This window comes from Pseudomonadota bacterium, assembly GCA_016195085.1.
Taxonomy (GTDB): domain Bacteria; phylum Pseudomonadota; class Alphaproteobacteria; order SHVZ01; family SHVZ01; genus JACQAG01.
This window is the reverse complement of record JACQAG010000024.1, coordinates 26819-51261: the sequence shown is the minus strand read 5'-3', so window position 1 is coordinate 51261 and position 24443 is coordinate 26819. Positions and strand designations below refer to the sequence as shown.

The following is a 24443-nucleotide window of genomic DNA, read 5'->3' as shown; positions in this document are numbered from 1 at the left end:
CTCTGGCGGTTGGTGGGCGCTCCGGCCGGGATCCATCAGCGGGGCGAGGAGAGGAGGCGGGAGAGCCAGGGCGAGCCTGAATCCGGCTTTCTGATGGGAAAAAGCTTAGCGCCCCCCAGCATAACGGTCCACCCTGGCGGCTGAATCCTAGCAGCTCGCGGGATGACGGCGAGCTTGCCCGAGACTAAGGTCTTGCCACGCTCCTGCGCATCGGCACCGAAGAAGGCGAACGCCACTCCCCATGCGGTTCTTCCGGCGGCTTGTCGACTACTCCATCCCCATCGCCATGCTGGCCCTGGCGCTGTCCTGGCGCGTCATCGATCCGGGGGAGCTGCTGGGCGGCTTTCGGCTCAGAGTCTTCGATGCCTACCAGGTCTTCGCCCCCCGGGAGCCTGAGGCGGCGCCGGTCCGCGTCGTCGATATCGACGAGGAAAGCCTGGCGCGCATCGGCCAATGGCCGTGGCCGCGAACGGTCATGGCCAAGCTCATCGGCAATCTCGCCGAGGCTGGAGCCGCCGTCGTCGCCCTCGACATGATGTTTCCCGAGCCGGACCGGACCTCGCCCACGGAAGTCGTCCGGCTTTGGGCGGATGCGCCCGAGCTGGTGCGGCTCAAGGAGGCGATTTCCGGCTTGCCCGACCATGACCGCCTCCTGGCCGAAGCCATCGGCCAAGCGCGGGTGGTGACCGGTTTCACCTTGACCGCAACTCCCGGCCGTCGCCCACCTCAGCTCAAGGGCAGCTTCGCGGTCGCCGGCGACGATCCCAACCCCTTCATTCCGAGCTATGTCGGCGCGGTGGTCGATCTCGAGCCGATCGAGAAGGCTGCGGCCGGCAATGGCAGCCTCAACCTGGTGCAAGACCCTGATGGCATGACCCGGCGCGTGCCCCTGGTGCTGCGCCTGGGCTCCCAGCTCTATCCCTCGCTGGTGGCCGAAGTCCTCCGCGTCGGGCTGGGTGCCCGCACCTTCATCGTCAAGGCCTCGGGCGCCAATCAAGCATTGAGTTTCGGCGCCAACACCGGCATCAACACGGTCAAGATCGGCCCACAGGTGGTCCCCACCGATAGCCGGGGCCAGGTTTGGCTGCATTTCCGCCGACGGGTCGAGGGCGAGGCGATTTCGGCTTGGCGCGTGCTGTCGGGCGAAGTCGCCGAAGACGAGATCGGCGGCAACATCATGGTGGTCGGCACCAGCGCCGCCGGCCTGTTCGATCTTAGGACGACGCCGCTCGATCCGGCGCTGCCGGGCGTCCAGGCGCATGCGCAGGCCCTCGAGCAGATCCTGCTGGGACAATATCTCGAACGCCCGGATTGGGCGGATGGCGCCGAGATCAGCTTCCTTCTGGTCCTGGGTACGGCCCTCATCATCGTCATCGCGCGGGTGGGTGCGCTGGTCGCCGCCAGCGTCGGGGTGGCCGCCATTGCGGCAGCCTTCGCCGGCTCCTGGTATGGATACGAGGTCGAGCACGTTCTCGTCGACCCGGTCGTGCCGTCGGTGGCGAGCCTTGCGGTTTATCTCGCCGGCTCGCTGTTGACCTATATGCGCACCGAGGCGGAGAAGCGGCAGGTGCGCGGCGCCTTCGCCCAGTATCTGTCGCCGGCATTGGTCGACGAGCTGGCCCGGGATCCGGGCAAGCTCAAGCTCGGCGGCGAAACCCGCGACATGACCTTCCTCTTTTGCGACGTGCGCGGCTTCACCAGCATCTCCGAGGGGTTCAAGGCCAACCCGCAAGGATTGACCCAGCTCATCAACCGCTTCCTGACGCCGATGACGAACGCGATCCTCGCCCGCCGCGGCACCATCGACAAGTACATGGGCGACTGCGTCATGGCGTTCTGGAACGCGCCCATCGAGGATCGCGAGCACGGGCGCCATGCCTGCGAGGCGGCGCTCTCCATGCTGGACGAGCTCACCCGCTTGAACGAGCGCCTGGCGGATGAGGCCGCCGCTTCCGGCCGGCCGCATCGGCCGCTCGCGGTCGGCATCGGGCTCAATTCCGGCGAGGTCGTCGTCGGCAACATGGGCTCCGAGCAGCGCTTCGACTATTCGGTCCTGGGCGATGCGGTCAATCTCGCCTCGCGTCTCGAAGGCCAGTCAAAGACCTATGGCATGACCATCGTCATCGGTGAGGAGACGCGCGCGAAGGCCCCGGACTTTGCCGCGATCGAGCTCGACCTGATCGCGGTCAAAGGCAAGAAGGAGGCGGTCCGCATCTATGCGCTGATGGGGCCGACGGACCTGGTGACGGAGCCGTCGTTCCAAGCCTTCGGCGTGCACCATGCGGCGATGATCAAGGCTTACCGCGCGCAGGACTGGGAGGCGGCGGAACGGGCGCTCGCCGAGTGCCGCGGGCTCAGGCCCGATCTCGAAGCGCTCTACCAGATGTTCGCCGAGCGCATCGGCGAATTCCGCTCAAATCCGCCCGTGCCCGGCTGGGATGGGGTCTACGTCGCCAAGAGCAAGTGAGGCCGCGAGCTAGGGCTTGCGGCCAACGAAGATTCCGGTCGCCCCGTAGCGCGACCCGCCGGTTCCGCTGGCCTTGACCACGAACTGGCCGCCGGTCTCGCGCGCCGGATCGCCCCTGCCCATGAAGAACGAGCCTTGAGCGCTGCCGCCGAGGCCGCTCTGCCCAGTGACCGCCAGCGTGCCACCATAGTCGCGGCCATTGGCGCTGCTGAGAGCCCCGCTCATGGTGAGCCCGTCGAAGTTGCTGATGGTGAGCGCGCCCTGCTTGCGCCCGAAGTCCCAGACATTGGAAAAGCCGCCGCCGGCGATGTACTGGGCGCTGCCGTTCACCACCGTGCCGATGGCATGGCCCACAAAGGTCGCGATGCCGGTCTGCGGCATGTCCGAGGCCCTGGCCATCGGGCCGGCGACCCAGGTGCCGAGATGGATGCGATCGAGGCGCAAGGCCGAAGCATCTCCGGTGGCGAGCTGGCCGCCCCAAAAGCCCCATTTCACGAACTCGCATTGGCAGAACTGCACGCCCGCCGGCAATACGCTGGCTGTGGAGGCGAGCGCACTGGAGACGAGGTAGAGCTGGCTTATGGCCAGGTTGGGATCGCTGATGACCTGATTGCCGTTGACGGTCGAGGCGACCTGGTTGGTGCCGGAAACGAGCGTCTCCCCGGCAGCGAAGGCATTGTCGTCGATGAAGGCGCTGCGGGCGTTGTTCGGGCCATCGAGGGATCCGAACTTCAAGCCGTAATTGTTGGGCGCTCGGGTGCGCGCCCTGCCGTCGATGTCGGTGGTACCGTCGGAAAGGTTGAAGTTGGCGGCGATCCGGTGATTGCCGGGATTGGTCGCGATCTGCACGGCGTCGGGGCCGGCCTGGGTCTGCGCGCCCGTGCTCGAGAACTGGCCGGAGGTCAGGATCGTCGGGTCCGCGCGCGTGCCATTCGGCAGTCGCGTGTCGACCATGCCGGTCGCGTAGCCGCCCATGACCTGGCCGGTTCGCGATACGCCGACCCCGGCCGGCGGCGCGACCCGGAACGCGTTCTGCACGAAGGAGTACTCGGTCTTGGTCGCCGGCACGAGGCCGACATCGACCGCAGTGCTCCTGACGCCCGCGGGATCGCTCGTACCCGACACGTAGGTGTCGGGCAGCTTGTTGCCGGAGAAGGTCGAATCGTTCTTCGTCGTGGTGAGGGCGCCGATCAGGATCGATCCGTCGGTAGCGCCGGTGCGCGCCGAGCCGCGCTCGGTGCCTGCGAGGAAATTGTTCCTGCCGTTGTCGCGCGTGAGCACCTCGCTGGTGGTGACCACGACCAGCGAGCGCTGCCCGGCACCCTGGCCGTTGATCACGATGCTCGCCTGGACGCCGCGGGTCTGGATTCCGTCGCTCCCCGTGCCGGTGACGAGGAACTGATGCGAGACCACGGCGCCGGGAAGGTTACCGCCGACCGCACCGCGCACCGACGGGATGGCCGAGTTCAGCGACGGGTCCGGAGCGACCGCGTAGGCACCGATGACGACGTTGTTCTTCGCCGCGGTGGCCTTGTTGCCGGTCTGGCTGGCGGCAGCGACCGGGTCGTGCGGCGGCGGCGGGGGCGGCGGCGGGGCGCCGGGGCCGGGGCCGGGGCCGCTCGGGCCTGGCCCTCCGCGTGCCATTGCCTCTGCCACCGGCCTCGAATTGACCCCGCCGACCAGCGAGCCGGCGACGTGGGCCTCGGTTGGAACCTCTCTAGCTCCGCCGCCGGCGCCGGGCCTGCCGTTCAGCTGGTTCAGCGACCGGCCGAGCCGATCGTGCTCCGCCCGCCGGGGCGACGTTGGCGCCGAATCCCGGCTGGCGACCGTGGTCGAGAAGCCCGGCCGCGTGATCCGCTGGATTTCGCCGTTGATCGCCCTCACCGTCAGCTCGTCGCCGAACAGGAGCGTGGCTTCGGTTGCGCCGGTCTGGCCGTCCACCTCGACGAGCGCGATGCCGCCGCGGATGCCGAGCGTCGCCGTCGGCGTCTTGATGGCGACCGCATCCTTCTTGCTGAGCTTGCCGCCGACGAACCGCATCAGCCCCTTGCTGGCGGAGACCGCGAGCTTGCCCACCTCGGTGCTTGGGTCGTAGACGAACTCATCCAGAACCACCTCGGCGTTCGGCCCGACGGTGAAGGCCGAGCCGTCGAGGAACAGCATCTGCGCCTGTCCCTGAGCGTCGGTTGCGATGCGCTCCTGCTGGAAGACGTCGTTGCCGATCTCGAGCCTTCGGGTGGCGCTCGTGGACGGCGTCCCATCGGTCCTGGCGTTGACCGCGGCGGCGACGCCGGCCTTGTTCGCAGGCTGCGCGTCGACGGCGGTTGCAGTCAGCGCGAGCATGCTGACGGAGAGCGACAGTATGAGCGCGGCGGAACGGGAGTGAGTGTTCATGTCACGAGCTCCTGTGCACAGCTAGAAAGCGTAGCCGAGAGCGAGGGAAACGGCGGAATTGCGGTAGGCGAAGTTTACGAGCGCCGAGTTCACCCATTGCTGCTGGACCTGCAGGGTCGCAGACCAGCGGCCGAAGAGCCCCGCCGTCAGCGAGCCGCCGACGGACCACTCGCGGTCGTGGCGGGTGACGTCGGGATCGACGGAGGAATCGGGGCCCGCATATTCGCGCCACACCCGCCCGGCGTTGAGGCTGAACGACCAGGGCAGCCGGGTAAGCCGGAACGGCGCCGAAAATTGCCGGTTGTAGGCGACGGTCACACCGTACTGATTGTTGCGCTCGTTATCCGCCTGGCTGGCGTCGCGGACGAACTCGAACGCCGCCACCACCGCCGCGACCGGAGAGAGCGCGTAGCGGGCCGTCAGCCGGCCGACGGTCTCCGGGCCGTTCTTGTCGGTCGAGGTCGAGCGCGAGGCGGTATTGTGGAACCAGCGTGCCCGTCCTTCGCCGTCCAGGTTGACCGCGAGCGCGCGGGTCAGCGGCGTATCGAGGCTGAGCCCACCGCCGCCGCCCTTGTAATAGAGCGCTTCGCCCAGGGTGACGGCGCCGCCGACGGCGTAAGGCCTGAGCGACAGGCCGGGCATGCGCTCGAACGGGTGGAACCGCGGGCCGACATCGGCCTCGAGAAAGCCGAGATCGAGGCTCGTCAGCCGGAACTGTCGCGTGGCCACGAGTCTCAGGTTGCTCTCGATGGCGTCGCCGGCTTGGTTTCCAAGATCGTAGATATAGCCGAGATTGCCGACGATGAAGCCGTTGGAGTCGTGCTGCTTCAGGAATTCGCTCGACAGCGTCGCATCGAGGCCGAACAGCTTGACGTTGCCGGTGGCGGTGGCGGCATTGGCGTCGGTCTGGTAGCGGGTGCCCAATTGCACCGCGCCGAAGAAATGGCTGGTCGTAAGCGAGCGGTCGATCTCGGCGATGAGCGGCCTGACGCGCTCGCGCACCTCCGCTGGGGCATTGGGGGCGGCGAGCGCCTGCTCCAGATATGCCTTGGCGGCTTGGTGGGAGCCGAGGCGATAGTAGAGGACGCCAAGCTCGAGGCGCACCCGCGGCAGGTCCGGGTTGAAGACCAGCAGCCGCTCGAGCGCTCCGATCGCGCCTTCGAGGTCGCCGACCTCGACCGCGAGCTCGGCGAAGCGGAAGGTCAAATCCAGGTTGCCTGGGTCGCGGAGCACCGCCTGGAAGGTCCGGTCATATTCGGCGCGGGTGGCGGCCGACACGGAGGACGCCTGCGCCAGCTGGAGGCCGAGGGTCGGCTCGAGCCCCTGGCCCGCCTCCGCCGCGGCTGGAACGGCGAGCGAAACGGCCCCGAGGGCGGCCAAAAGCAGCCGCCATGCCCGACGTCGCCCCGCCGATCCGCTCGCCCTCCCACTGCCCCCCAGAAGCATTCTGCCCCCGCAGCTTTGCCCGGACCCCGGACGGGAAACCGTACAAACGCCTAAACAATCCTACAGATTGTAACATCTATACGCAGGCGCCGTCCAAATGGACGCATCGGCTTTTGGACGAGCCTTCGGCCGGCGGGCGGTAAGGGGGCAGGAGCGGTCATGCGCGGAGCCCCGCGCTTGGGCCGCGGCGGACCGCGCGCGGCGGGAAGGGCTATGCGACCTTGCGGCCTTCGGATTTCGATGCCGGCGCCACGGCGGAGGCCGGCTTCCGCCATCCGCCCGACCATAGCCAGGCGATCCCTGCTCCGACGTGGTGGCCGACCCGGTCGAGATAGATGTAGAGCACCGGCGTGATGTAGAGGGTCAGCACCTGGGAGACCACCAGGCCGCCGACCACAGCGACGCCGAGCGGCTGGCGCAGCTCGGCGCTGGCGCCATGGCCGATGGCGATCGGCAAGGTGCCCATGATCGCCGCCATCGTCGTCATCATGATCGGCCGGAAGCGCAGCACGCAGGCCTGGTAGATGGCATCGGCCGGCGCGCGGCCCTCCTCGCGCTGCGCGGCCAGCGCGAAGTCGATCATCATGATGGCGTTCTTCTTGACGATGCCGATCAGCATCAGGATGCCGATCATGGCGATGACGCTCAGGTCGAAGCCGAAGATCCACAAGGTCAGGAGCGCCCCCATGCCGGCCGAAGGCAGGCCGGAGAGGATGGTGAGCGGGTGGATGAAGCTCTCATAGAGCACGCCCAGCACGATGTAGATGGTCAGCACCGCGGCCAGCAGCAGCAGGCCCTGGTTCGCCAGCGCCTGCTGGAACACCTGCGCCGTGCCTTGGAAGGAGGTGTTGATGGTGGCGGGCAAGCCCATCGTTGCTTCGGTTTTCTTGATCGCGTCGATGGCGTCGCCGAGGGCCACGCCCTGGGCGAGGTTGAAGGAGATGGTGACTGCCGGCAGCTGGGATTGATGGTTGACGGTGAGTGGACCCGCGGTGCGCTCGATGTGGGCGAAGGCATCGATCGGAACCAGCTGGCCGGTGCTCGCATGCACGTAGAGACGCGACAGGGTCGACGGGTCGCCCTGGAATTTCGGCTCGAGCTCGAGGATCACCCGGTAGTCGTTGCTGTTGGCGTAGATGGTGGAGACCTGCCTTGTGCCGAAGGAGCTGAACAAGGTCGAGCGCAGCTGATCGATGCCGACGCCGAGCGCCGCCGCCTTCTCGCGATCGATCCGCAAGGTCGCTTCGGGATTGTTGACCTGCAGGTCGGAGGTGACGTCCTGGAGCTGCGGCGTCTGCGCTAGCGCCCGGGTCAGCTTGCCCGACCATTCATAGAGGTCGCCGATATCGAGCGCCTGGAGGGTGTACTGATAGAGGCTCTTGCTCTGGCGGCCGCCGATCTGCAGGTTCTGCACGGGGTTGATGAAGACGTTGATGCCGGGAATGTTCGATACCGCTTGGCGGAGCCGCCTTGCCACCACGGCCGCCGGCGGGCGCTGGTCGCGCGGCGTGAGCGTGATGAACATGCGGCCGGAATTGACGGTGTTCGAGAAGCCGCCGGAGCCGACCGAGGAGGCGACCGATTGCACCGCCGGATCCTTGCGGATGATGTCGCGGGCGCGGGTCTGCAGCTCGACCATAGCGGTAAATGAGATGCCGGGAACCGCTTCCGTCGCCACCCCGAGCTGGCCGATGTCCTCCTGCGGGAAAAACCCCTTGGGAATGGCGGAAAAGAGATAGCCGCTGGCGACGATGGTGCCGAGCAGCGCCGCCAGCATGAGCGGGCGATGCCGGAGCACCCAGCGCAGCGAGCTGGCATAGGCCTCGGTCATGAGCTTGAGCGTGCCGCCGGCGATGCGCTCGAACAGGTTGTTGTGCTCCTCCGCCTTCTCCGGATGCAGGAAACGCGAGCACAGCATGGGGGTGAGCGTCAGCGAAACGAAGGCGGAGAGGGTGATCGCCAGGGTCACCACCACGGCGAACTCGTGAAACACCCGGCCGACGACGCCGCCCATCAGGAACAGCGGGATGAACACGGCGACCAGCGACAGCGTGATCGAGATGATGGTGAAGCCGATCTCGCGGCCGCCCCGGAGTGCTGCCTCCCAGGGCTTCATGCCGCCCTCGACGTGGCGCACGATGTTCTCGAGCATGACGATGGCATCGTCGACCACCAGCCCGACCGAGAGAGTGAGCGCCAGCAAGGATACGTTGTCGATGCTGAAGCCCAGCACGTACATCGCCCCGAAAGTGGCGATGAGCGATACCGGCAAGGCCAAGGCGGGAATCACGGTGGCCGACAGCCGCCGCAAGAAGAGAAAGATCACCATCACCACCAGGACGATGGTGAGGCCGAGAGTGAACTGGACGTCGGCAACCGCCGCCCGGATCGAGTTCGCCCGGTCGTTGAGCACATCGATCGACACCGCGGGCGGCACGTCGGCGCGGAACACCGGCAGCAGCGCTTTCACCCGATCGACCACCTCGACCGTGTTGGCGTCGGGCTGGCGGAAGACCGCGAGCACGATCGAGCGGTTGGCGCCGTACCAGCTCGCCAGCCGGTCGTTCTCCACGCTGTCGATCACGTTCGCCACATCGCCCAGCCGGATCGGCGCGCCGTTGCGCCAGGCAACGATCAGCGGCCGGAAGCCGTCGGCGGTGGCGAGCTGACGGTTGGCCTGCAAGGTCAGCTCCTGGCGCTGGCCGGAGACGCTGCCGATCGGCGTGTTGGCATTGGCGGAGAACACCGCCTTCTGCACCTCGTCGATGCCGACGCCGCGGGCCGTCAGCGCATCTGGATCGATCTGCACGCGCACGGCGAACTTCTGCGTGCCGAAGACCAGCACCTGGGCGACGCCGGAAAGCGTCGACAGCCGGGGCGAGATCACGGCATCCGCATACTCATTGATGCGTGAGAGCGGCACGGTGTCGGAGGACAATGCCACCAGGAGCACCGGAGCATCCGCGGGATTGACCTTGCGGAAGGAGGGTGGGGTGGTCATGTCCGCCGGCAGCCGGCGGGCCGCCACCGAGATCGCCGACTGGACGTCGAGCGCCGCCTTGTCGATGTCGCGATCGAGGGCGAACTGCAGCACGATCTGCGTGCTGCCAAGGCTGTTGGTGGAGGTGATGAGCTCGACGCCGGCGATGGTGGAGAACTGCCGCTCCAGCGGCTCGGCCACGGTGTCCGCCATCGTGCCGGGCGAGGCGCCGGGGAGCTGTCCGGAGACCGAGATGATCGGATAGTCGACCCGCGGCAGCGCGGCGACCGGGATCAATTGATAGGCGAAGACGCCGGACAGGATCAAGGCCGCGGTCACGAGCGTGGTCATGACCGGCCGGCGGATGCAGAGCTCGGAGAGATTCATTGCTTTTGACCCTGTCCCTGTCCTTGCCCTTTGCCGCCCGCGGCGGCAGGGTTCGGAGCCGCGTTGGCGGCGGCGCCGCGCTCGGTCACCTTGCTGCCGGTGGTGATGCGGAGCTGGCCGTCCACCACCACCCGCTCACCGGCCTTGAGGCCGTCGGCGATGACCGTCTCCTCGCCGCTGGTCCAGGCGATGGCGATATTGCGCGGCTCGACGGTCTGGTCCGCCTTGACCAGGAAGACAAAGGGACCGCTCTGGCCGGCCTGCACCGCGTCTGAGGCCACCACCAGCGCGTCGGGCACCATGCGCAGACGCATCGAGACGCGCACGAACTGGCCGGGCCACAGACGCGTATCGGCATTGGGGAATGCGGCACGGAGCTGGATGGTTCCGGTCGCGGGATCGATGGTGCTGTCGACGAAGCTGAGCTGGCCTTCGGCCGGCTTCGCCCGGTCGCCGGGAATGATCGCCTGGACGATCGGCGGCGCCTTGGTCGCCATCTGCTTCTGGATCTCCAGGAGCTGCCCCTCCGCCACGGAGAAGGTGACGTAGATCGGCCGGAGCTGGGTGATCGTCGCCAAGGAGGTCGTATCGTTGTTCTTCACCAGATTGCCGCGCTTGAAGGCGATGGCGCCGATGCGACCGTCGATCGGCGAGCGGATGGTGGCGTAGGCCAGGATCAGCTTCGCCGCATCGATGCTGGCGATATCGGACTTGATCTGGGCCTCCAGCTGGTTGGCAAGCGCCACCGCCTGGTCGAGGTTCGTGCGCGGCGTGTAGTCGCGCTTCAACAGCTCGGTGTAGCGCGCGACATCCTGCTTCGCCTTCTCGAGCTGCGCCTTGTCGCGCTCCAGGCTCGCCTCGGCGATGCGAAGCTGCGCCTGCGGACCACGGACATCGAGCATGAACAAGAGATCGCCCTGCTTGACCTCCTGGCCCTCGGCGACATGCACTTGCATGATCTCGCTGTCGATCCGGGACTTGATCGCGACGGTGGCGATGGGCTGCACGGTGCCGATGGCCGCCACGTCGACCGGCATGGGCTTCTGCTCGACCAGCCGCGTCACCACGGGGACGCCGGGAGCCGCTTGGCGGGCTGCCGGGCTCGCCGCCGCCGAAGCCGGCTCGGCGAGGTGCGTGTACCAGTTGTACCCGTAGCCGCCGCCGGCGAGCAGGGCAACCAGGAGAAGGGCGGGCCAGATACGTTTCACCGGGAAGAGCTCCAACGCTTGCGTTCGGAGGAAACGGCCGCGGGAGGCGGTGTTGCGACCATCGTCGCCAAGCCGCCCTTGAGCGCCATGTCGAGGACGGCATCAAGCGCCCGGCCGTTCGAATTGCGTGGAGCGGCAACGAGCGCGCCGCGGACCATGCTGATCAGCATGCGGGGGACGATTTCGGTGTCCATGGCGCGAAACTCGCCTCGTTCGATGCCTTGCTCGATGACCTGGCGCAGCCGATCGGCGATGTGGGCGGCGCGGCGCCGAAACACCTGCCGACCGCGCTCGGCCAGGTGGCTGTCGTCGCCGCCCAGCACGCGCAGCGACGGCAGCTGCTCAGCCAGGGTCTCCACCAGCGCCCGCAGCATGGCTTCGAGCGCGGCAATCGGCGATCCGCCGGAGTCCGAGGCGACGGCGATGGCATCCTCGAGGACAGCCAAGGCTTGATCGAAGGCCTCGAGATAGAGCTCTTCCTTGGAGGGAAAGTAGCGATAGACCGTTGCTTTGCCGGTTCCGGCCAAATGTGCGACATCGTCCATCTGCACTTCTTGGTACGGACGGCGCGCAAACAGACTCGAGGCCGCGAGCAAAATGCGCTGCCGTCGCTTGAGGCGCCAGGATTTGGTGTCATCGAGCGGCAAGGTGAAACTCACGAGTTCCAATTGCGGAAAACCATACTGCCGGTTGAACGGATGTCAACGGCAATCACGGGTATTTGAGGCGAATCCCTTAATCGTACCCAGGCCCGGATCCGCTCGAGGCCAACGCCTCGGCCTAATGCCCCGGTCGTAAGCCGGGGCATTTAGGCGCCGGCGGGACACTATTTCATTGAAACCAGCGTGATGATTCCGAAGTTCGCCGACGAATTTCGGAATCATCACGCTAGGGGGCCGCCGGCAGGCTCGGCTGGATGCGGCCGGTCTGCCGCAAGAAGGCGGACAGAGGCAGGGTCAGCAGCACCATGAGGGCGACCAAGGCCAAGGTCTGAGGCACACCCGCCCGGTCGGCAATCACCCCACAGACAGTCGGCGAAAGCGCGCCTGCGCCGATGCCGATGCTGTAGAAAAGTCCAAAGGCGCGGGCACGGCGCTCGGGCTCGACCAGATCGGCAATGGTGCCGTAGAGCACCGAGGAGGTGCCGTTGAGCCCCACCCCAACGAGCGGCAGCAGCAGCATTGCCGCCCAATCCGGCACGACCAGCAGGGCCAGCACCGCTGCCGAGGTCAGGAATTCGCTCAAGATCACCGTGGCGACGATGCCAAGGCGTCCGGCGATCGCACCGCACAAGAACTTGCCGGCGGCGCCGCCGGCGAAAACCAGGGCCAGCGCGAAGCCGATTTCGGCAATGGCCGCCCCCCGGCTCACGAGGAAGAACGGCAGCAACGTGAGAAAGCCGGTTCGCGTCATGCTGTCGATGACGCCGATGGCGGAGAGGGCGGCAAAGCCGCGCGCATCGCGGATGCCCCAGCCGCCGCGGGCCGGTGCCGCGTGCCGGTCGTCATGCCGGCTACCGGGTCTGAGGCGAACCAGCATGGCGTACAGAAAGGCCGAGCCGAGGATGCCGAAGGCGCCGAGCCCCATGGTGGCGCTGCGCCAGCCGACATAGACGGACGCCAGGCCGAGCGCCGCCGGAATCGCCACCTTACCGAGGTCGCCGGCGAAGTTGTAGGTGCCGAGCGCCAACCGCCGGCGCGCTTCGCCATAGGCGGCCGCGACCAGCGCCGATGACAGTGGATGCTGTACGGCGGCTCCCGCTCCCATGAGCCCGATCGCCAGCGCCAGCGGGGCGAAGCCGTCCGCCAGGCCTAGCAGCAGAAAACCCAAGGACATCGCCGCGGTGCCAAGCGCCAGCAGCGCCGGTTCGCCGAGCCGCTCCGAGGCGATGCCGGCGGGCACCTGGACGCTGGCGAGCGCGGCCGAGAAGGAGGTCTTGAGCAGGCCGATTTCGGCGAGCGAGAGACCAAAGCTCGATTGCCAGATTGGCAGCAGGAGATAGAGCGCATCGCCGAGCCCGTCATGCAGCGCGTGCGTCGCCCCGCAGGTGATGAGCGTGGCATGCGCCCGCGCCGGTGCGGCTTCATCTGGGCTCTGATCGGCAGCTCGATGCATCGGCGCCGAGCTTAGCGCCAAGCGTGGGCGCGGACTACCAGCGCCCTATTTCTCCAGAAGCGTATTGATCGGTTCCCAGCCCGCGGATAGCGGCCGCCCGGCCAAGCCCTTGACCACGTCGAGAAGGCGCGCCGAGGGGGGATCGCCTTCAGCGATCGCATCGAGGACGCTCCGCGCCTCGGCAAAGCGGCCGGCCCGATAGTGTCCGAGCGCTTCGGCGTAGCGGCGGCAAAGCTCGAGGCGATCGGCCGGGAGACTGCCGGCCGTCCCCATCGGCTCGAAGACATTGAAGGGCGTATCGCGGCCCTTGACGCGAATGGTGTCGATCTCGCGGTAGAACACGCCATCGCCGGTCGCCGCCGCCGTGGCATCCGTCACCAGGATCTCCGTGTCATAGACCTTGTTCACCCCTTCCAGGCGGGAGGCGACGTTCACCGGATCGCCCATGACCGTGTAGTTGAAGCGGCGGTGCGAGCCGATATTGCCGACCAGCACCTGGCCGGTGTTGACGCCGATCCGCTGCGCCAAGGGCCGGCCGCGGAGCAAGGGCGAGTTGGCGTTGAGATCCTTCAGCCGCTGGGCGCAGCCGAGCGCCGCCTCGACGGCGTGGCGTGCGTGCAGAGCATCCTCGACCGGCGCGCCGAACACGGCCACCACCGCATCGCCGATGTATTTGTCGACGAAGCCGCCATGGACTTCCACCACCTCGGTCATCGCCGAGAGGTATTCGGTCATCAGCGCCACCAGGTCGTCCGGCTCCATGCCTTCGGCGAAGGTGGAGAAGCCGGCAAGATCGGAGAACCACACGGTCAGCTGCCGCGTCTCGCCGCCGAGCTCGGGCGTGCTGTTGGCCGCCAGCATGCGATCGACCACCGCGGGAGCGAGGTAGAAGGCGAAGGCGCGCTTGAGCTGGCGCTTGTCGCGGTCGGTCACGGTGAAGCGATATCCCAAGAGTGCCGCGAAGGTCGCGGCCATGGCGACCAGCGGCTGCACCAGGGGCAGCACGGTGCCGTGGCGGAACGCCGCGGTCGCCGCGGCGACCCACAGGAGCGCTCCCGCCAGCAGCACCAGGCCCGAGCGGCCTGCCGGCAAGAGCAGCGCCACAACCGCCGACACCGCTCCAAGGGCGAAGGTGATGGCGATCGCCATCGGCCGGTCGAGCTCCATCAGGCCCTCGCCGCGCAGGAGATTGTTGACGGCGTTGGCATGGATGAACACGCCGGGAATGTCGTCGCGAATCAGATCCTCCTGGTAGAGGCCCTGCATGGGCGGATGCACGCAGCGCTCTCCGCTCGTCGTACCTTCCCGGCCGGTGGCCAGCCGCTTCGAGGTGAGCTTTCGATCTTCGACGTCGAGCACCGCGCCGAGCAGCACCACCTTGCCGGCGAAATGCCGGGCGAAGAACTCCGTATTGCCTGCATCCGCGCAGGCGGCGAGATCGGCGAAGGAATATGTGGGAACGTCGCCGATCCCGGTCGAGAAGTTGATCGGCATGTTGTTGGGCGGCGACTGCGGAATGAGATAGTCGCCGAGGCGCACTCCGCCATCGGCGAGCGCTTCCGGCACCCGCCCGAGCCAGCGCGCGGCCAGCTCGAGGGCCATCGAGGTCTCGTGCCTGACGCCGCTCTGCAGATCATCGCTCTCCAGAAGCAGCGGGATACGGCGGATCACCGCATCGTCGTCGCGAAACAGGTTGGTCGTGCGCACGTTGGCGGCATTGCCGACGGCGAGCACCTGGGTGCGGAAGGGAGCGATCGGCAGGATCGCGTGCTGGACCTTGCCAAGCACCACCTTTCGTTCCCGGCCGCCGCGAAAGAGCGCCCGCAGGAAGTCGCGGTCGAAGCCGGGAACGAAGCTCTCCATCGATTTCTCGAAGATCACGTCGAAGCCGATCACCTTCGCCCCGCCGACAAGCACGGCATCGAGCACGTGGCCGACATCCTTGGTCCAAAGCGCCTGGGGTACGCCGTCGAAGGGCGGGGTTCGGTGCGATTCCTCATCGAAGGCCACCACCACCGTCGGCGAGTCCTCCGCCTGATGCAGCGCCCCGTAGCTGTGGTGGCGCAGCCAGAACAAGAGGTCGATCGACAGACCGGAGAAGAAGGCGAAGGGTGCCGTCGCGAGCACGCCGGTCACGGCGAATGCGATCAGAAGCGCACCGGCGAGATCGCGCCACCTCATCGGCGGCGGACTAACTCGTGGCGCGGCCGCCTCAGAGGCGGATCGCCCGGCCGACCAGCGGCGTCACCCCGGGCTGGGCGTCGGGGGCGACCTTGAAGACCAGCTCGCGGCCGCCGCTGCTGGCGCGGTAGAGCCCGCCGGCGGCGAGCGCCATGTCGTGGCGGGCGAAGTCGAAGAAGGCGGAGCGGATCGCGCCGCCGCCGCCGACCGTCACCTCGCGCTTCTCGCCGGGCTTGTCCAGGCGCTCGACCACCACCGTGCCGCTGCCGCTGGTGAGGCTGATGACCGGACTGGTGCCATAGAGTGTGAGCTGCGCCGGCGGCAGCTTGCCGGGCGCGCCGCGGAAGACCATGACGCCGCTCTTGCCCGATTGATCGGCGGTCAAGCGCATGTGGCCGCCGTCGCACTCGACCTTGCGCCGCTCGACCTTGCCGCCGGCAATGATGCTCTGCTCGGCTCCGACGGTGACGGTTCCGCCGGTGATCACCTCGCGCTGGCAGGACTTGAGGTAGCCCAGGATCAAGGTGTCCTTGGCTCCGAGCTTGATCACCTTGCCCTTGGGCAAGACATCCATGAAGTCGATCCCGTCGGCGGGATTGGTGATGTCCTCGACGAGCGCCACCGGATCCTCCGCCGCGCCGGCGGAGGCGAGGGGTAGGGTGATCGCCAGACTAGCGAAGAGGCCGCCGGCGATGGCGAGGATCGCGCGCGAGATACCGGTCATTGATTACCTCCAGGTGCCGCCGCCGTCGCCGACGAGGGAGAAGGCGGCCCAGAAGATCGGATGTGCGTAGGAGAACAGCGGTTTGCCGGATCCAGGGTCGAGATAACCCGGGCTATCGATGAGAGCGAGTATGGCCTGGCGGAGGGCCTCGGCGCGCGACAGGCCGGGATTCTCCGCTTGGCGCTGGAAGAGGTCGGTGGTGATGGTCCGGGCCGAGGTGGTCTCGACCGGCCAATTGGAGACCAGCAGCGCCCGGGCCCCGGCGTAGAAGAAGGCGCGCCCCAGACCCGAGATCGCCTCGGCCCCCGCCCCCTGGCCGGCCGCCGTATTGCAGGCCGAAAGGATGACCCAATCGGCGTCGAGCTTGAGCGCCAGGATGTCCTCGGTGGTCAAGAGGCCGGTGCCGGCATCGCCGGTCACCTCCGGGGCGCTCAAGGCCAGCGCCGGCTGGGTCAAGCCGGTGAGGTCGCCGGGCACCAGGCCGTGGGTTGCGAACATGACGATGCGCCAGCTGGCGAGCTTGAGCCCGGTGACGGTTTGCCTGCTGGCGGCGGCGCCGAGGAACACCTCATGGGCGGCATCGGCCTTGAGCGCTTGGGCCACGCCCTGCACCTCCTCGGCGGTGTCGGGCAGGCGCGGCAGCTGGGCCATCTCGGCGGCGATGTCCGCACCCCTGGGGGCGCTGCGCAGCTTCAAGCGAACGCCGCGGGTGGTGAGCGGGGCGGCTTCGGTCTTCATCGCCGCCTTCGCCTCCTCGGCCTGGGCAAGGCTGAACCAGGGATCGCCGAACCCGACGAAGGGCCGACGATCGCCGCGCCCGGCGGGGAGCGCGCGGAGGGTCAAGAAGGAGGCGACCGAAGGCAGCTGGCTCACCGCCACCCGGCGCAGCAACCAAGGCACCTTGGCATAGCCGGCGAAGGCGAGGCCGGTCTTCTCCAGACTGGCCGGTGTGGTCGGCAGCAAGCCCAGCGGCAGCTGGCCCAAGGGTCCGTGCGGCACCATCAGCAGGCTCTTCGCCTCGCCCCAGGCGGGCTCGGTCGGCTGGATCAGCGTGGCATAGAGGCGCTGGGCCGCCGCCACATCGAAGGCCGGGACGTCATCGAGACTCTGGGCGTTGGGGTCGAGGGCCTGGCGCAGCGCCGCCACCTGCCGGGTGAGATCGTCGCGCGTGATCTGGGCCGCATTGAAATGCGCTCCCGACGGAGACACCGCCCAGACGTAGGTCCTGCGCTCGCCCACATAGAAAGCGAGCAAGGCCTCGCCGGGCTGCAGCTTCGAGCGCGCGTCGGCCAAGCTCGCGGGCTTTGGATTGATCAGATTGGCATAGTCGGGGAAGCGGCGCTCGATCTCGCCGGCGATCTTCGCCCGCTCGTCGCGGAGCTGATCGATCTCGACGCGGAGCGTCTTGATCGCGTTCTCATCTTGATCCTCGGCCCGGGCGCTGATGGCGTTGGCCAGGAGCCCGTTCAAGGCCGAGAGCTGCAGCTGGGCGTCTTGCTCGCGCCGGGCGATCTCGGCGAGCTCAGGTGTCGCCGCCGCGGCCCGCGCCGAGGAGGCAGCGAGCGCGCGCACGACGCTCTGGCCGCGCGCGGCCTCGGCCAGCCGGAAGGCTTCGGCCGCCGGGTCGAGGTTGGGCAGGGACTTGCCCGAAGCCGCCAGGTCCGCCAGCAGGGAGATGTAGGATTCCAGTACAAGACGCACGCGCTGCTCGCGGCCGGCCGCCGAATCCTCCTCATCGTTCGCCTCGCGCGAGCGCTGCAGGAGGAACGGCACCGAGGATTGGAATTCGGCGAGCGCCCTGTCGGTGGAACCGGTCTCCGCCAGCGCCACGGCGTAGAGACCGCTCGGGAGGGCGGCTACGGCGTAATGCCTCTCCCCGAAGCGCTTCGTCGCGGTGTCCGCCATCGCCGCCAGACGTTCAACCGCTTCCGGGCCGTGACCCGACTTCAGCAGCACCAAGGGATAGGTGACATCCTGCCGGACCTTCAGCTCGAACTGCTGCGGGATCTGGGCGAAGCTCTTCCGCGCCACCTCGAATTCGTCATAGGCCTCCCGCCAGCGGCCTTGCGCGGCGAGCGCATGGGCAAGAGGGAATCGAACTCCGCCATTCGCCTGCAAGCCGACGCTTTTGAAGATTTCGATGCTCTTGCGGATCAAGGTCTCTGACTCGACCACCCGGCCCTCTTCCATCAGCACAACGGCCAGGCCAAGCAGCGCGTGACTGGCCTGCATGCCGCCGGCACCGCCGGCCCGCTGCGCTTGCGCGAGCGCCAACCGCGCCTCGTTCTCCGCCTCGCCGAGCCGTCCGCGGACCATCAGATTGCGCGAGAGGGTGGCATGGAGGGCCTGCATGACGCCACCGCCGTTCGGCAGCTTCTGCGCTTCCTCGAGCGCCTCGCGGAGCAGGGGTTCCGCCTTCACCTGGCGGCCCCTGGCCTGCCACAACGCAGCTTCGGCGCGCAGCACCTGCACATGCCAGGTTAAGCGCAGCTGCTCGCTGAAATTACGGCGCGGGCTGTTGATCAGCTGCTGATACTGCTCCTGGCATTGCGCCACCGATCGCTCGGCCGCCGGGAGATTGCCGATGCTGCCTTGAAAACCGGCGAGCTGAGAATACCAGCCGATGACCCTGCCGCGGCGGTTCTGCGGTGTCGCCTCGATCGCCTCGCGGAGGAAATTGATGGCCGGCAGCGTGCGCTGGATGCCGCCGAGGACCGTGGCAAGGTGCCACAGGATCTCGCCGCGGTCGACGCTCGGAGCCTGGCGGGCGAGCTCGGCGGCGCGCCGAAAATCCTCGATCGCCTGCTGCGGCAGGCTGGCGATCTGGGCGGCGACGCCGCGATTGCGATAGAACTGCGCCAGCCGCTCGGCATCGTTGGTCTGCGGCGGCGGCTCGGCCGCCTTGGCTTTCGCCTGAGCCAGGCGCTCCGGATTGGCGGTAAAGGCCTCGTCCAAGAGCTGGTCGGGCGACGCCTCGGTCTCCTGGCGCTGCAACGGGGCAGCGGTCCCGCTCTGGGCGTCCGCCTCCCGCAGGGGGAGGAGGGCGACGGTGATGGAAGTCAGCGCGATCGCGAGGCTCAGCGCTGGCAGCCGCGAAAGCGGGCACCGCAAGCGTCGGCCGAATTCGGCACGGTCGTCAGGCTGCTTCAGCACGCATGCCCCCCGCTCGGCCAAGCCCTGAGGCAGGTACGGCCGAAACCGTACCATGATATGAGTGCGGACGCACTCGACCAGGGGTCGGGTAAGCCCCAGTCGGTTGCATTCCTGCGCCGTTTCGCCGAGCGCGGCTGTGAGGGCCGTCACAAAGCGAGCCGCCGGGCAGCTCTGGCCGCCTCAGCCCTTATTGTAGGGATTGTGCAGCGAGGCGATGAGGCGGGCGAGCTCGGCGCGGACCTGGCGCTCGTCGCAGCCCATGAGGATGGCGTCTTCGAGCGCGTCCTGGGCGAGCTGCCTCAGCTCCTCGAAGTCCTGGTTCAGGACCTTGATCTTTTCCACGCAAGAGACGGGCTCGCCCTCGGGGGTCCGCCAGACCACCGCCCCGGGTTCGTAGCTCTCTGGTCGCTCGGCCATGGGTCTCGGCCCTTCGTCCGCTGGCTCCATCTGGGCAATAATATAAGAAGCAATGCCGCCTCGTCGCGGAAGAAGCTGGCGGACCGTGGCATCGACCGTGCCTATGCTAAGCTTCGAGCCAAGTCGGGGGCGGCTATAAAAGGGGAGAGGCCCAATGGTTGAGACGGATCTCGGACGGTCGCCAAGGCGAGGCGGGCGGATGGCGATGATGAGCGCGCTCGCCGCCGGTCTGGCGCTGGCGGGGGCACCTTCTCTCGCCGCCGGCAAAGACACCTTGGCCGTGGGCCTGCAGGGCGATCCGGCCTCGCTCGACCCGCAGGTGCAGTGGGACACCGACAGCTACACCGTCTACCGCAACATTTTCGACAATCTCCTGACCCGCGACGCCCAGGGCAAGATCCAGCCGCAGATCGCCAAATCGTGGCGCTACGCCAGCGATACCGAGATCGATTTCGAGATCCGGAGCGACGTGGTCTTTCACGACGGCTCGGCCCTGAAGCCGGAAGACGTGGTGTTCAGCGTCAAACGCATCACCAATCCCGCCTTCAAGAGCCCGCAGCTCAGCCAGTTCAACACCATCGTCGATGCGAAGATAACGGCACCGGGCGTCGTCAGGGTCACCACCTCCTCGCCCTATCCCGCACTCTTGGGCCAGCTCGTCAAGCTCAGCATCGTGCCGGAGACCGCGGTCAAGAAGCTGGGCGACGTCGAGTTCAACCAGCAGCCGCTCGGCAGCGGGCCCTACCGCTTGGCCTCCTGGCAGCGCGGCGTCAAGGTGACGCTCGAGGCCAATCCCGCCTACTGGCGGGGCAAGGCACCCTTCGAGCATGTCGAGTTTCGCGGCGTGCCGGACGCAGCGACCCGGGTCGCCGATCTCAGAACCGGCAAGGCCGACGTGATCCGCGGCCTAAACCCCGACGACACTCAGCCGATCGTCGGCGATGCCAACCTCAAGATCCTGTCGGTGCCGACCGAGCGCATCGGCTACATGTTCTTGAACGCGCTCTGGGGCCCGACGGCCGATGTGCGGGTGCGCCAGGCGATCGCCTATGCCGTCGACCGCAAGCTCATCATCGAGGCGCTGTTGGCCGGCTATGGCAAGATGGTCAACATCGTGCTGACCCCGGCCAATTTCGGCTATATCGACGGCTTCCAGGGGTATCCCCACGATCCGGCCAAGGCCAAGGCGCTCCTGAAGGAAGCGAAGCAGGAGAATGCCGAGCTCGTCTTCATCACCTCCCCGGTTTACGACCAGCGGGTGGTGCAGGCGATCCAGCAGATGCTGGGAGAGGTCGGCCTCAAGGTTCGGATCTCGTCCACGGACCAGCCGACCTTCCTCAAGCGACGGCAAGGCAATCCGGAGGACGCCGGCAACATGTCGACGGGCAATTGGTCCTGCGCCTGCCAGGATGCCGACGGCGTCATCTATCCCTTGTTCCGCAGCGACAGCATCTGGTCGAAATACAAGAATCCGGAGTTCGACATTGTGGTCGATGCGGCGCGCAGCACCTTGGACGAGCAGAAACGCTTGGCGAACTATCGCAAGGCCTTCGAGCTGCTCGAGCGCGACGTGCCGGGGATCGGCCTCTACCAGAACGTCGCGATCTACGCCGCGCGCAAGGAGTTCCTCTGGCAGCCCACGCCCAACGAGTCGTTCTTCGCCTTCGACATGAAGTGGCAGTGAGCGCCCGCTCCAGCGTTTCGCATTAGGCGTTGACGCCATGGCGATTTAGTGTCCCGCCCCTGAAATTCGTCAGCGAATTTCAGGGATAAGCGGGCCACCAATCAATTGAATCTAGTGGGATGATTCCGAAGTTCGTGGACGAACTTCGGAATCATCCCACTAGGGCGTCGCCCGACGCTTTGCTGTGCATTTGCCTAAAATTTTATGATATCATGCTTGAGCTGCTTGCATGGTGTGCTGCGAAGCAATCCCAAGAAAATTCGCGTGTAATCGAAAGAATTCAGGGGCGTTTATCTTCTGTTTAATTTGATCCCTCGATAAACAAAGCGCGTCCTGTGACCGCGGTCACAGTTCAGAAACGACTTTCGGGCCACAATGTATTTGCGTATCGCTTCGCGCACCGACCGGAGCCGAGAATGACCATCGCCAACGCTGCGCCGGAATGGATTGCTCTCTCGCGCATGAGCTACGGTCCCCTGCCGGCGGACGTCGCGCGGATGCAGCGGATCGGCCTCGCGGCCTATGTGGACGAGCAGCTGGCGGCGCCGCCGGGCGACGATCCGCTGACCCAGGCGATGCTCGCCGCCGCTCGCTTTCCGATCGGCTATCCGGCGGGCGCGAATTGGCCGGCCGTGCGCGAGAATCGTCCGCTCAATACCTTGGGCAAGCCGCTTGCCGATCTCTGGCAGCTGCATCTCGGCTTCCAGGCCGTTACCACGCCCTGGTCGGAAGTCATGCGGGCCACCGAAGAGGTCCGCGTTGCCACCTGGATCCGTGCGGTTCACAGCTCCTACCAGCTCAGGGAGATGCTGTGCGAGTTCTGGCACACGCATTTCAGCGTCGATGCCTTCGCCGATACCGAGATCATGGCGACCTGGCCCGCCTATGATCGCGACGTGATCCGCGCCAACGCCCTCGGCAATTTTCGCCAGCTTCTGGAGGCGGTCGGCACCAGCACGGCGATGATGTTCTTCCTCAACAACCAGTCGAGCCGCGCCAGCCACCCCAACGAGAACTACGCACGCGAGCTCCTGGAGCTGCACACGCTCGGCCGCCCGAACTATTACGACCACCAATACGCCAGCTGGGACCAGGTGCCGCTCTTGCCCACGGGCGAGCCCATCGGCTTCATCGATGACGACGTGTTCGGCGCGGCGAAGGCGCTGTCGGGCTGGACTATCGATCCGGCCAATGGATCCTTCCTCTATGTTCCGCGATATCACAGTCGCGCCGCGGCCAGGGTCCTGGGCATCGACCTCGCCAGCTTCACTGCCGATCTCGCCGCCGGGCGCAAGGTCTTCGATCTCGCCGCCTACCACCCAAAGACCGCGGCGTTCGTCTGCGGCAAGCTCTGCCAGCGCCTCTACGGCGAGAACGCGCCGCAATCATTGGTGGACAAGGCGGTCGCCACCTGGCTCGCCAACAGCACCGCGCCCGACCAGATCGCCCAGGTGCTGCGCACCATCCTCAATGCCCCGGAGTTCCTGCAGAATCCAGGCATCAAGCTGCGCCGGCCGTTCGAGCTGCTGGTCGGGTTCCTCCGCGCCGTCGGCGCCGTGGCGACGCCGAGCTGGAACCTGATGGGCGGTCTCGAGAGCACGGGCTACCGCATGTTCTCCTGGCCGACGCCGGACGGATTGCCCGACACCAACGCCCATTGGCTCACCACCGACACGACGCTGCGGACCTGGAACCTGCTTCTCGGCATGTTCGGCACCACGATCCTCGGGGGCCAGGCGGTGCTCGCCTCGCAGCTCCCGGCCGGCACCAACACGGTCGACAGCATCCTCGCCTTTTGGAGCCAGGCCATGCTGGGCGGCAACCTCTCGGCGTCGAGCTACGCCGCGCTTCTGAGCGACGCCATGAGCGCCGACGGCATCGGTCCCGCCATCGGCGGGAGGGCGAGCGCTTTCGAAGCGGCGCTGCGTCGGCTGGTGGCGCTGATCGCCACCACGCCCGAATTCGTCAATCGCTAGGAGCCGGGAGCCATGCCGATGATCTCGCGCCGTCGTCTCTTGGCAACCGGAGCCGCAAGCGCCGCTGGTCTCATGCTGCGGCCGGGTCTCCAGGTGGCGTTCGCCGATACGGCTTCGGCCGGCGACATCCTTGTCGTGCTGTTCCTGCGCGGCGGCGCCGATGGCTTGAGCCTGGTGGCCCCGGTGAACGACGCCAATTATATCGCCGCGCGCCCGACCTTGGCCGTACCCGCCTCCGGCGCCAATGCCGGCCTGGCGCTCGCCGGCGGGCCGGCCGGGGTCGACTTCCGCCTCCACCCCTGGGCAGCCGGCTTGAAGGCGCTCTACGACCAGGGCCGCCTCGCCATCGTGCACGCCTGCGGTCTCCCCAGCGCCAGCCGCAGCCACTTCAAGTCCCAGGACCTGATGGAACGCGGCTATGGCGACGGCGAGGCGGAGCTGATCGACGGCTGGATCACCCGACATCTGGCCGTCACCGGCATCGGCTCGGGTGCCGTGCCGGTCATGGCCGCCCATGACAGCCTGCCGATCTCGCTGCTCCGCAACACCAGCGCCGTCGCCATCCCCGCGGTTCAGGACTTCTTCCTCGAGGACGACGACGCCAACCGCGGCGTGCTGCAGCAGCTCTGCGCCGGCACCAGCGACTACGCCGCGGTCGGCAGCCATGCGATCGCCGCCTTGGGTGCGGTCTATGACCGCGCGCCCAAGAATGCCGCCGGTGCGATCGACACTTACCACCCCGCTCCCGGTGTGGATTATGGCCGCGGCGAGCTCGCCGATGGGCTGAAGACGGTGGCCGAGCTGGTCAAGCTCGATGTCGGCCTCAAGCTCGCCACCGTCGAATTCAACAATTGGGACACCCACGACGACCAGGCCATCCACCTGCAGAGCCAGATCGGTCAGCTCTCGCAAGCGCTGTCGGCGTTCTGGGCCGACCTTGCCTCCTATCAATCGCGGCTGACCGTGGTGGCGATGACCGAGTTCGGACGGCGCGTGGCCGAGAATGCCAATCGCGGCACCGACCATGGCCATGGCTCGGTCATGCTGGCCCTCGGCGGGCCGGTCAATGGCGGACGGATCTACGGCACCTGGCCGGGCTTGGCGGCGAATCAGCTGGACCAGCGCCTGGATCTTGCGATCACCACCGACTACCGGCAGGTGCTCGCCGAAATCCTGGTGCGCCGCCAAGGCAATCCCAACATCGCCGCGGTATTTCCGACGATCACCTATCAGCCGCTCGGCATCGTCGCGGCATCGTGACGGCGCGCGCGCCCGCCATCGCCCGCATCGTGAGCGGGCGAGGCTGGCCCC

Annotated in this window: 14 protein-coding genes; 4 read left to right on the top strand and 10 right to left on the bottom strand. The window is 67.3% G+C overall.

The window, feature by feature from the left end:
* Window positions 1-241: 241 nt before the first annotated feature.
* Entirely contained in the window at window positions 242-2467 is a 2226-nt protein-coding gene (locus HY058_07490) for an adenylate/guanylate cyclase domain-containing protein (protein ID MBI3497130.1), read from the top strand.
* Between the two features lie 9 nt (window positions 2468-2476).
* On the opposite strand, the gene HY058_07485 is transcribed toward HY058_07490, so the two are convergent.
* The 10 genes from HY058_07485 to HY058_07440 form a co-directional block, all read right to left on the bottom strand.
* On the bottom strand, window positions 2477-4861 hold the full coding sequence (locus HY058_07485) for a FecR domain-containing protein (protein ID MBI3497129.1): 2385 nt from the start codon (window positions 4859-4861) through the stop codon (window positions 2477-2479).
* A gap of 21 nt (window positions 4862-4882) precedes the next feature.
* Complete coding sequence (locus HY058_07480; GenBank protein ID MBI3497128.1) at window positions 4883-6241, bottom strand: tetratricopeptide repeat protein; 1359 nt, start codon at window positions 6239-6241, stop codon at window positions 4883-4885.
* Window positions 6242-6518: 277 nt separating this feature from the next.
* Entirely contained in the window at window positions 6519-9674 is a 3156-nt protein-coding gene (locus HY058_07475; GenBank protein ID MBI3497127.1) for an efflux RND transporter permease subunit, read from the bottom strand.
* A complete protein-coding gene (locus tag HY058_07470) occupies window positions 9671-10882 on the bottom strand; it encodes an efflux RND transporter periplasmic adaptor subunit (GenBank protein MBI3497126.1) in 1212 nt (403 codons plus the stop codon). The genes HY058_07475 and HY058_07470 overlap by 4 nt, the downstream gene beginning before the upstream one ends.
* On the bottom strand, window positions 10879-11550 hold the full coding sequence (locus tag HY058_07465; GenBank protein ID MBI3497125.1) for a TetR/AcrR family transcriptional regulator: 672 nt from the start codon (window positions 11548-11550) through the stop codon (window positions 10879-10881). Before HY058_07465 ends, HY058_07470 begins: the two co-directional genes overlap by 4 nt.
* 220 nt (window positions 11551-11770) lie before the next feature.
* A complete protein-coding gene (locus HY058_07460; protein ID MBI3497124.1) occupies window positions 11771-12997 on the bottom strand; it encodes an MFS transporter in 1227 nt (408 codons plus the stop codon).
* Between the two features lie 45 nt (window positions 12998-13042).
* Window positions 13043-15178 (bottom strand): adenylate/guanylate cyclase domain-containing protein, encoded by a 2136-nt coding sequence (locus HY058_07455; GenBank protein ID MBI3497123.1) that lies wholly within the window; start codon window positions 15176-15178, stop codon window positions 13043-13045.
* A gap of 31 nt (window positions 15179-15209) precedes the next feature.
* Complete coding sequence (locus HY058_07450; GenBank protein ID MBI3497122.1) at window positions 15210-15902, bottom strand: hypothetical protein; 693 nt, start codon at window positions 15900-15902, stop codon at window positions 15210-15212.
* Window positions 15903-15905: 3 nt separating this feature from the next.
* Window positions 15906-19055 (bottom strand): CHAT domain-containing protein, encoded by a 3150-nt coding sequence (locus HY058_07445; GenBank protein ID MBI3497121.1) that lies wholly within the window; start codon window positions 19053-19055, stop codon window positions 15906-15908.
* A 180-nt stretch (window positions 19056-19235) separates the two neighbouring features.
* A complete protein-coding gene (locus tag HY058_07440) occupies window positions 19236-19472 on the bottom strand; it encodes a hypothetical protein (GenBank protein MBI3497120.1) in 237 nt (78 codons plus the stop codon).
* Window positions 19473-19671: 199 nt separating this feature from the next.
* Here HY058_07440 and HY058_07435 point away from each other — a divergent pair, with 199 nt between their 5' ends.
* The 3 genes from HY058_07435 to HY058_07425 all read left to right on the top strand — a co-directional run bounded on the left by HY058_07435 (window position 19672) and on the right by HY058_07425 (window position 24392).
* Window positions 19672-21156 carry a peptide ABC transporter gene (locus HY058_07435; protein MBI3497119.1) on the top strand — a complete coding sequence of 495 codons (1485 nt, stop codon included), beginning with the start codon at window positions 19672-19674 and terminating at the stop codon, window positions 21154-21156.
* A 416-nt stretch (window positions 21157-21572) separates the two neighbouring features.
* A complete protein-coding gene (locus HY058_07430; protein ID MBI3497118.1) occupies window positions 21573-23132 on the top strand; it encodes a DUF1800 domain-containing protein in 1560 nt (519 codons plus the stop codon).
* A gap of 12 nt (window positions 23133-23144) precedes the next feature.
* Entirely contained in the window at window positions 23145-24392 is a 1248-nt protein-coding gene (locus HY058_07425; GenBank protein MBI3497117.1) for a DUF1501 domain-containing protein, read from the top strand.
* The last annotated feature ends 51 nt before the right edge of the window (window positions 24393-24443 follow it).

Coding starts and splice junctions, on each gene's coding strand:
- HY058_07490 (MBI3497130.1), top strand. CDS start 242: ATGCGGTTCTTCCGGCGGCTTGTCGACTACTCCATCCCCATCGCCATG.
- HY058_07485 (MBI3497129.1), bottom strand. CDS start 4,861: ATGAACACTCACTCCCGTTCCGCCGCGCTCATACTGTCGCTCTCCGTC.
- HY058_07475 (MBI3497127.1), bottom strand. CDS start 9,674: ATGAATCTCTCCGAGCTCTGCATCCGCCGGCCGGTCATGACCACGCTC.
- HY058_07460 (MBI3497124.1), bottom strand. CDS start 12,997: ATGCATCGAGCTGCCGATCAGAGCCCAGATGAAGCCGCACCGGCGCGG.
- HY058_07455 (MBI3497123.1), bottom strand. CDS start 15,178: ATGAGGTGGCGCGATCTCGCCGGTGCGCTTCTGATCGCATTCGCCGTG.
- HY058_07450 (MBI3497122.1), bottom strand. CDS start 15,902: ATGACCGGTATCTCGCGCGCGATCCTCGCCATCGCCGGCGGCCTCTTC.
- HY058_07440 (MBI3497120.1), bottom strand. CDS start 19,472: ATGGCCGAGCGACCAGAGAGCTACGAACCCGGGGCGGTGGTCTGGCGG.
- HY058_07435 (MBI3497119.1), top strand. CDS start 19,672: ATGGCGATGATGAGCGCGCTCGCCGCCGGTCTGGCGCTGGCGGGGGCA.
- HY058_07430 (MBI3497118.1), top strand. CDS start 21,573: ATGACCATCGCCAACGCTGCGCCGGAATGGATTGCTCTCTCGCGCATG.
- HY058_07425 (MBI3497117.1), top strand. CDS start 23,145: ATGCCGATGATCTCGCGCCGTCGTCTCTTGGCAACCGGAGCCGCAAGC.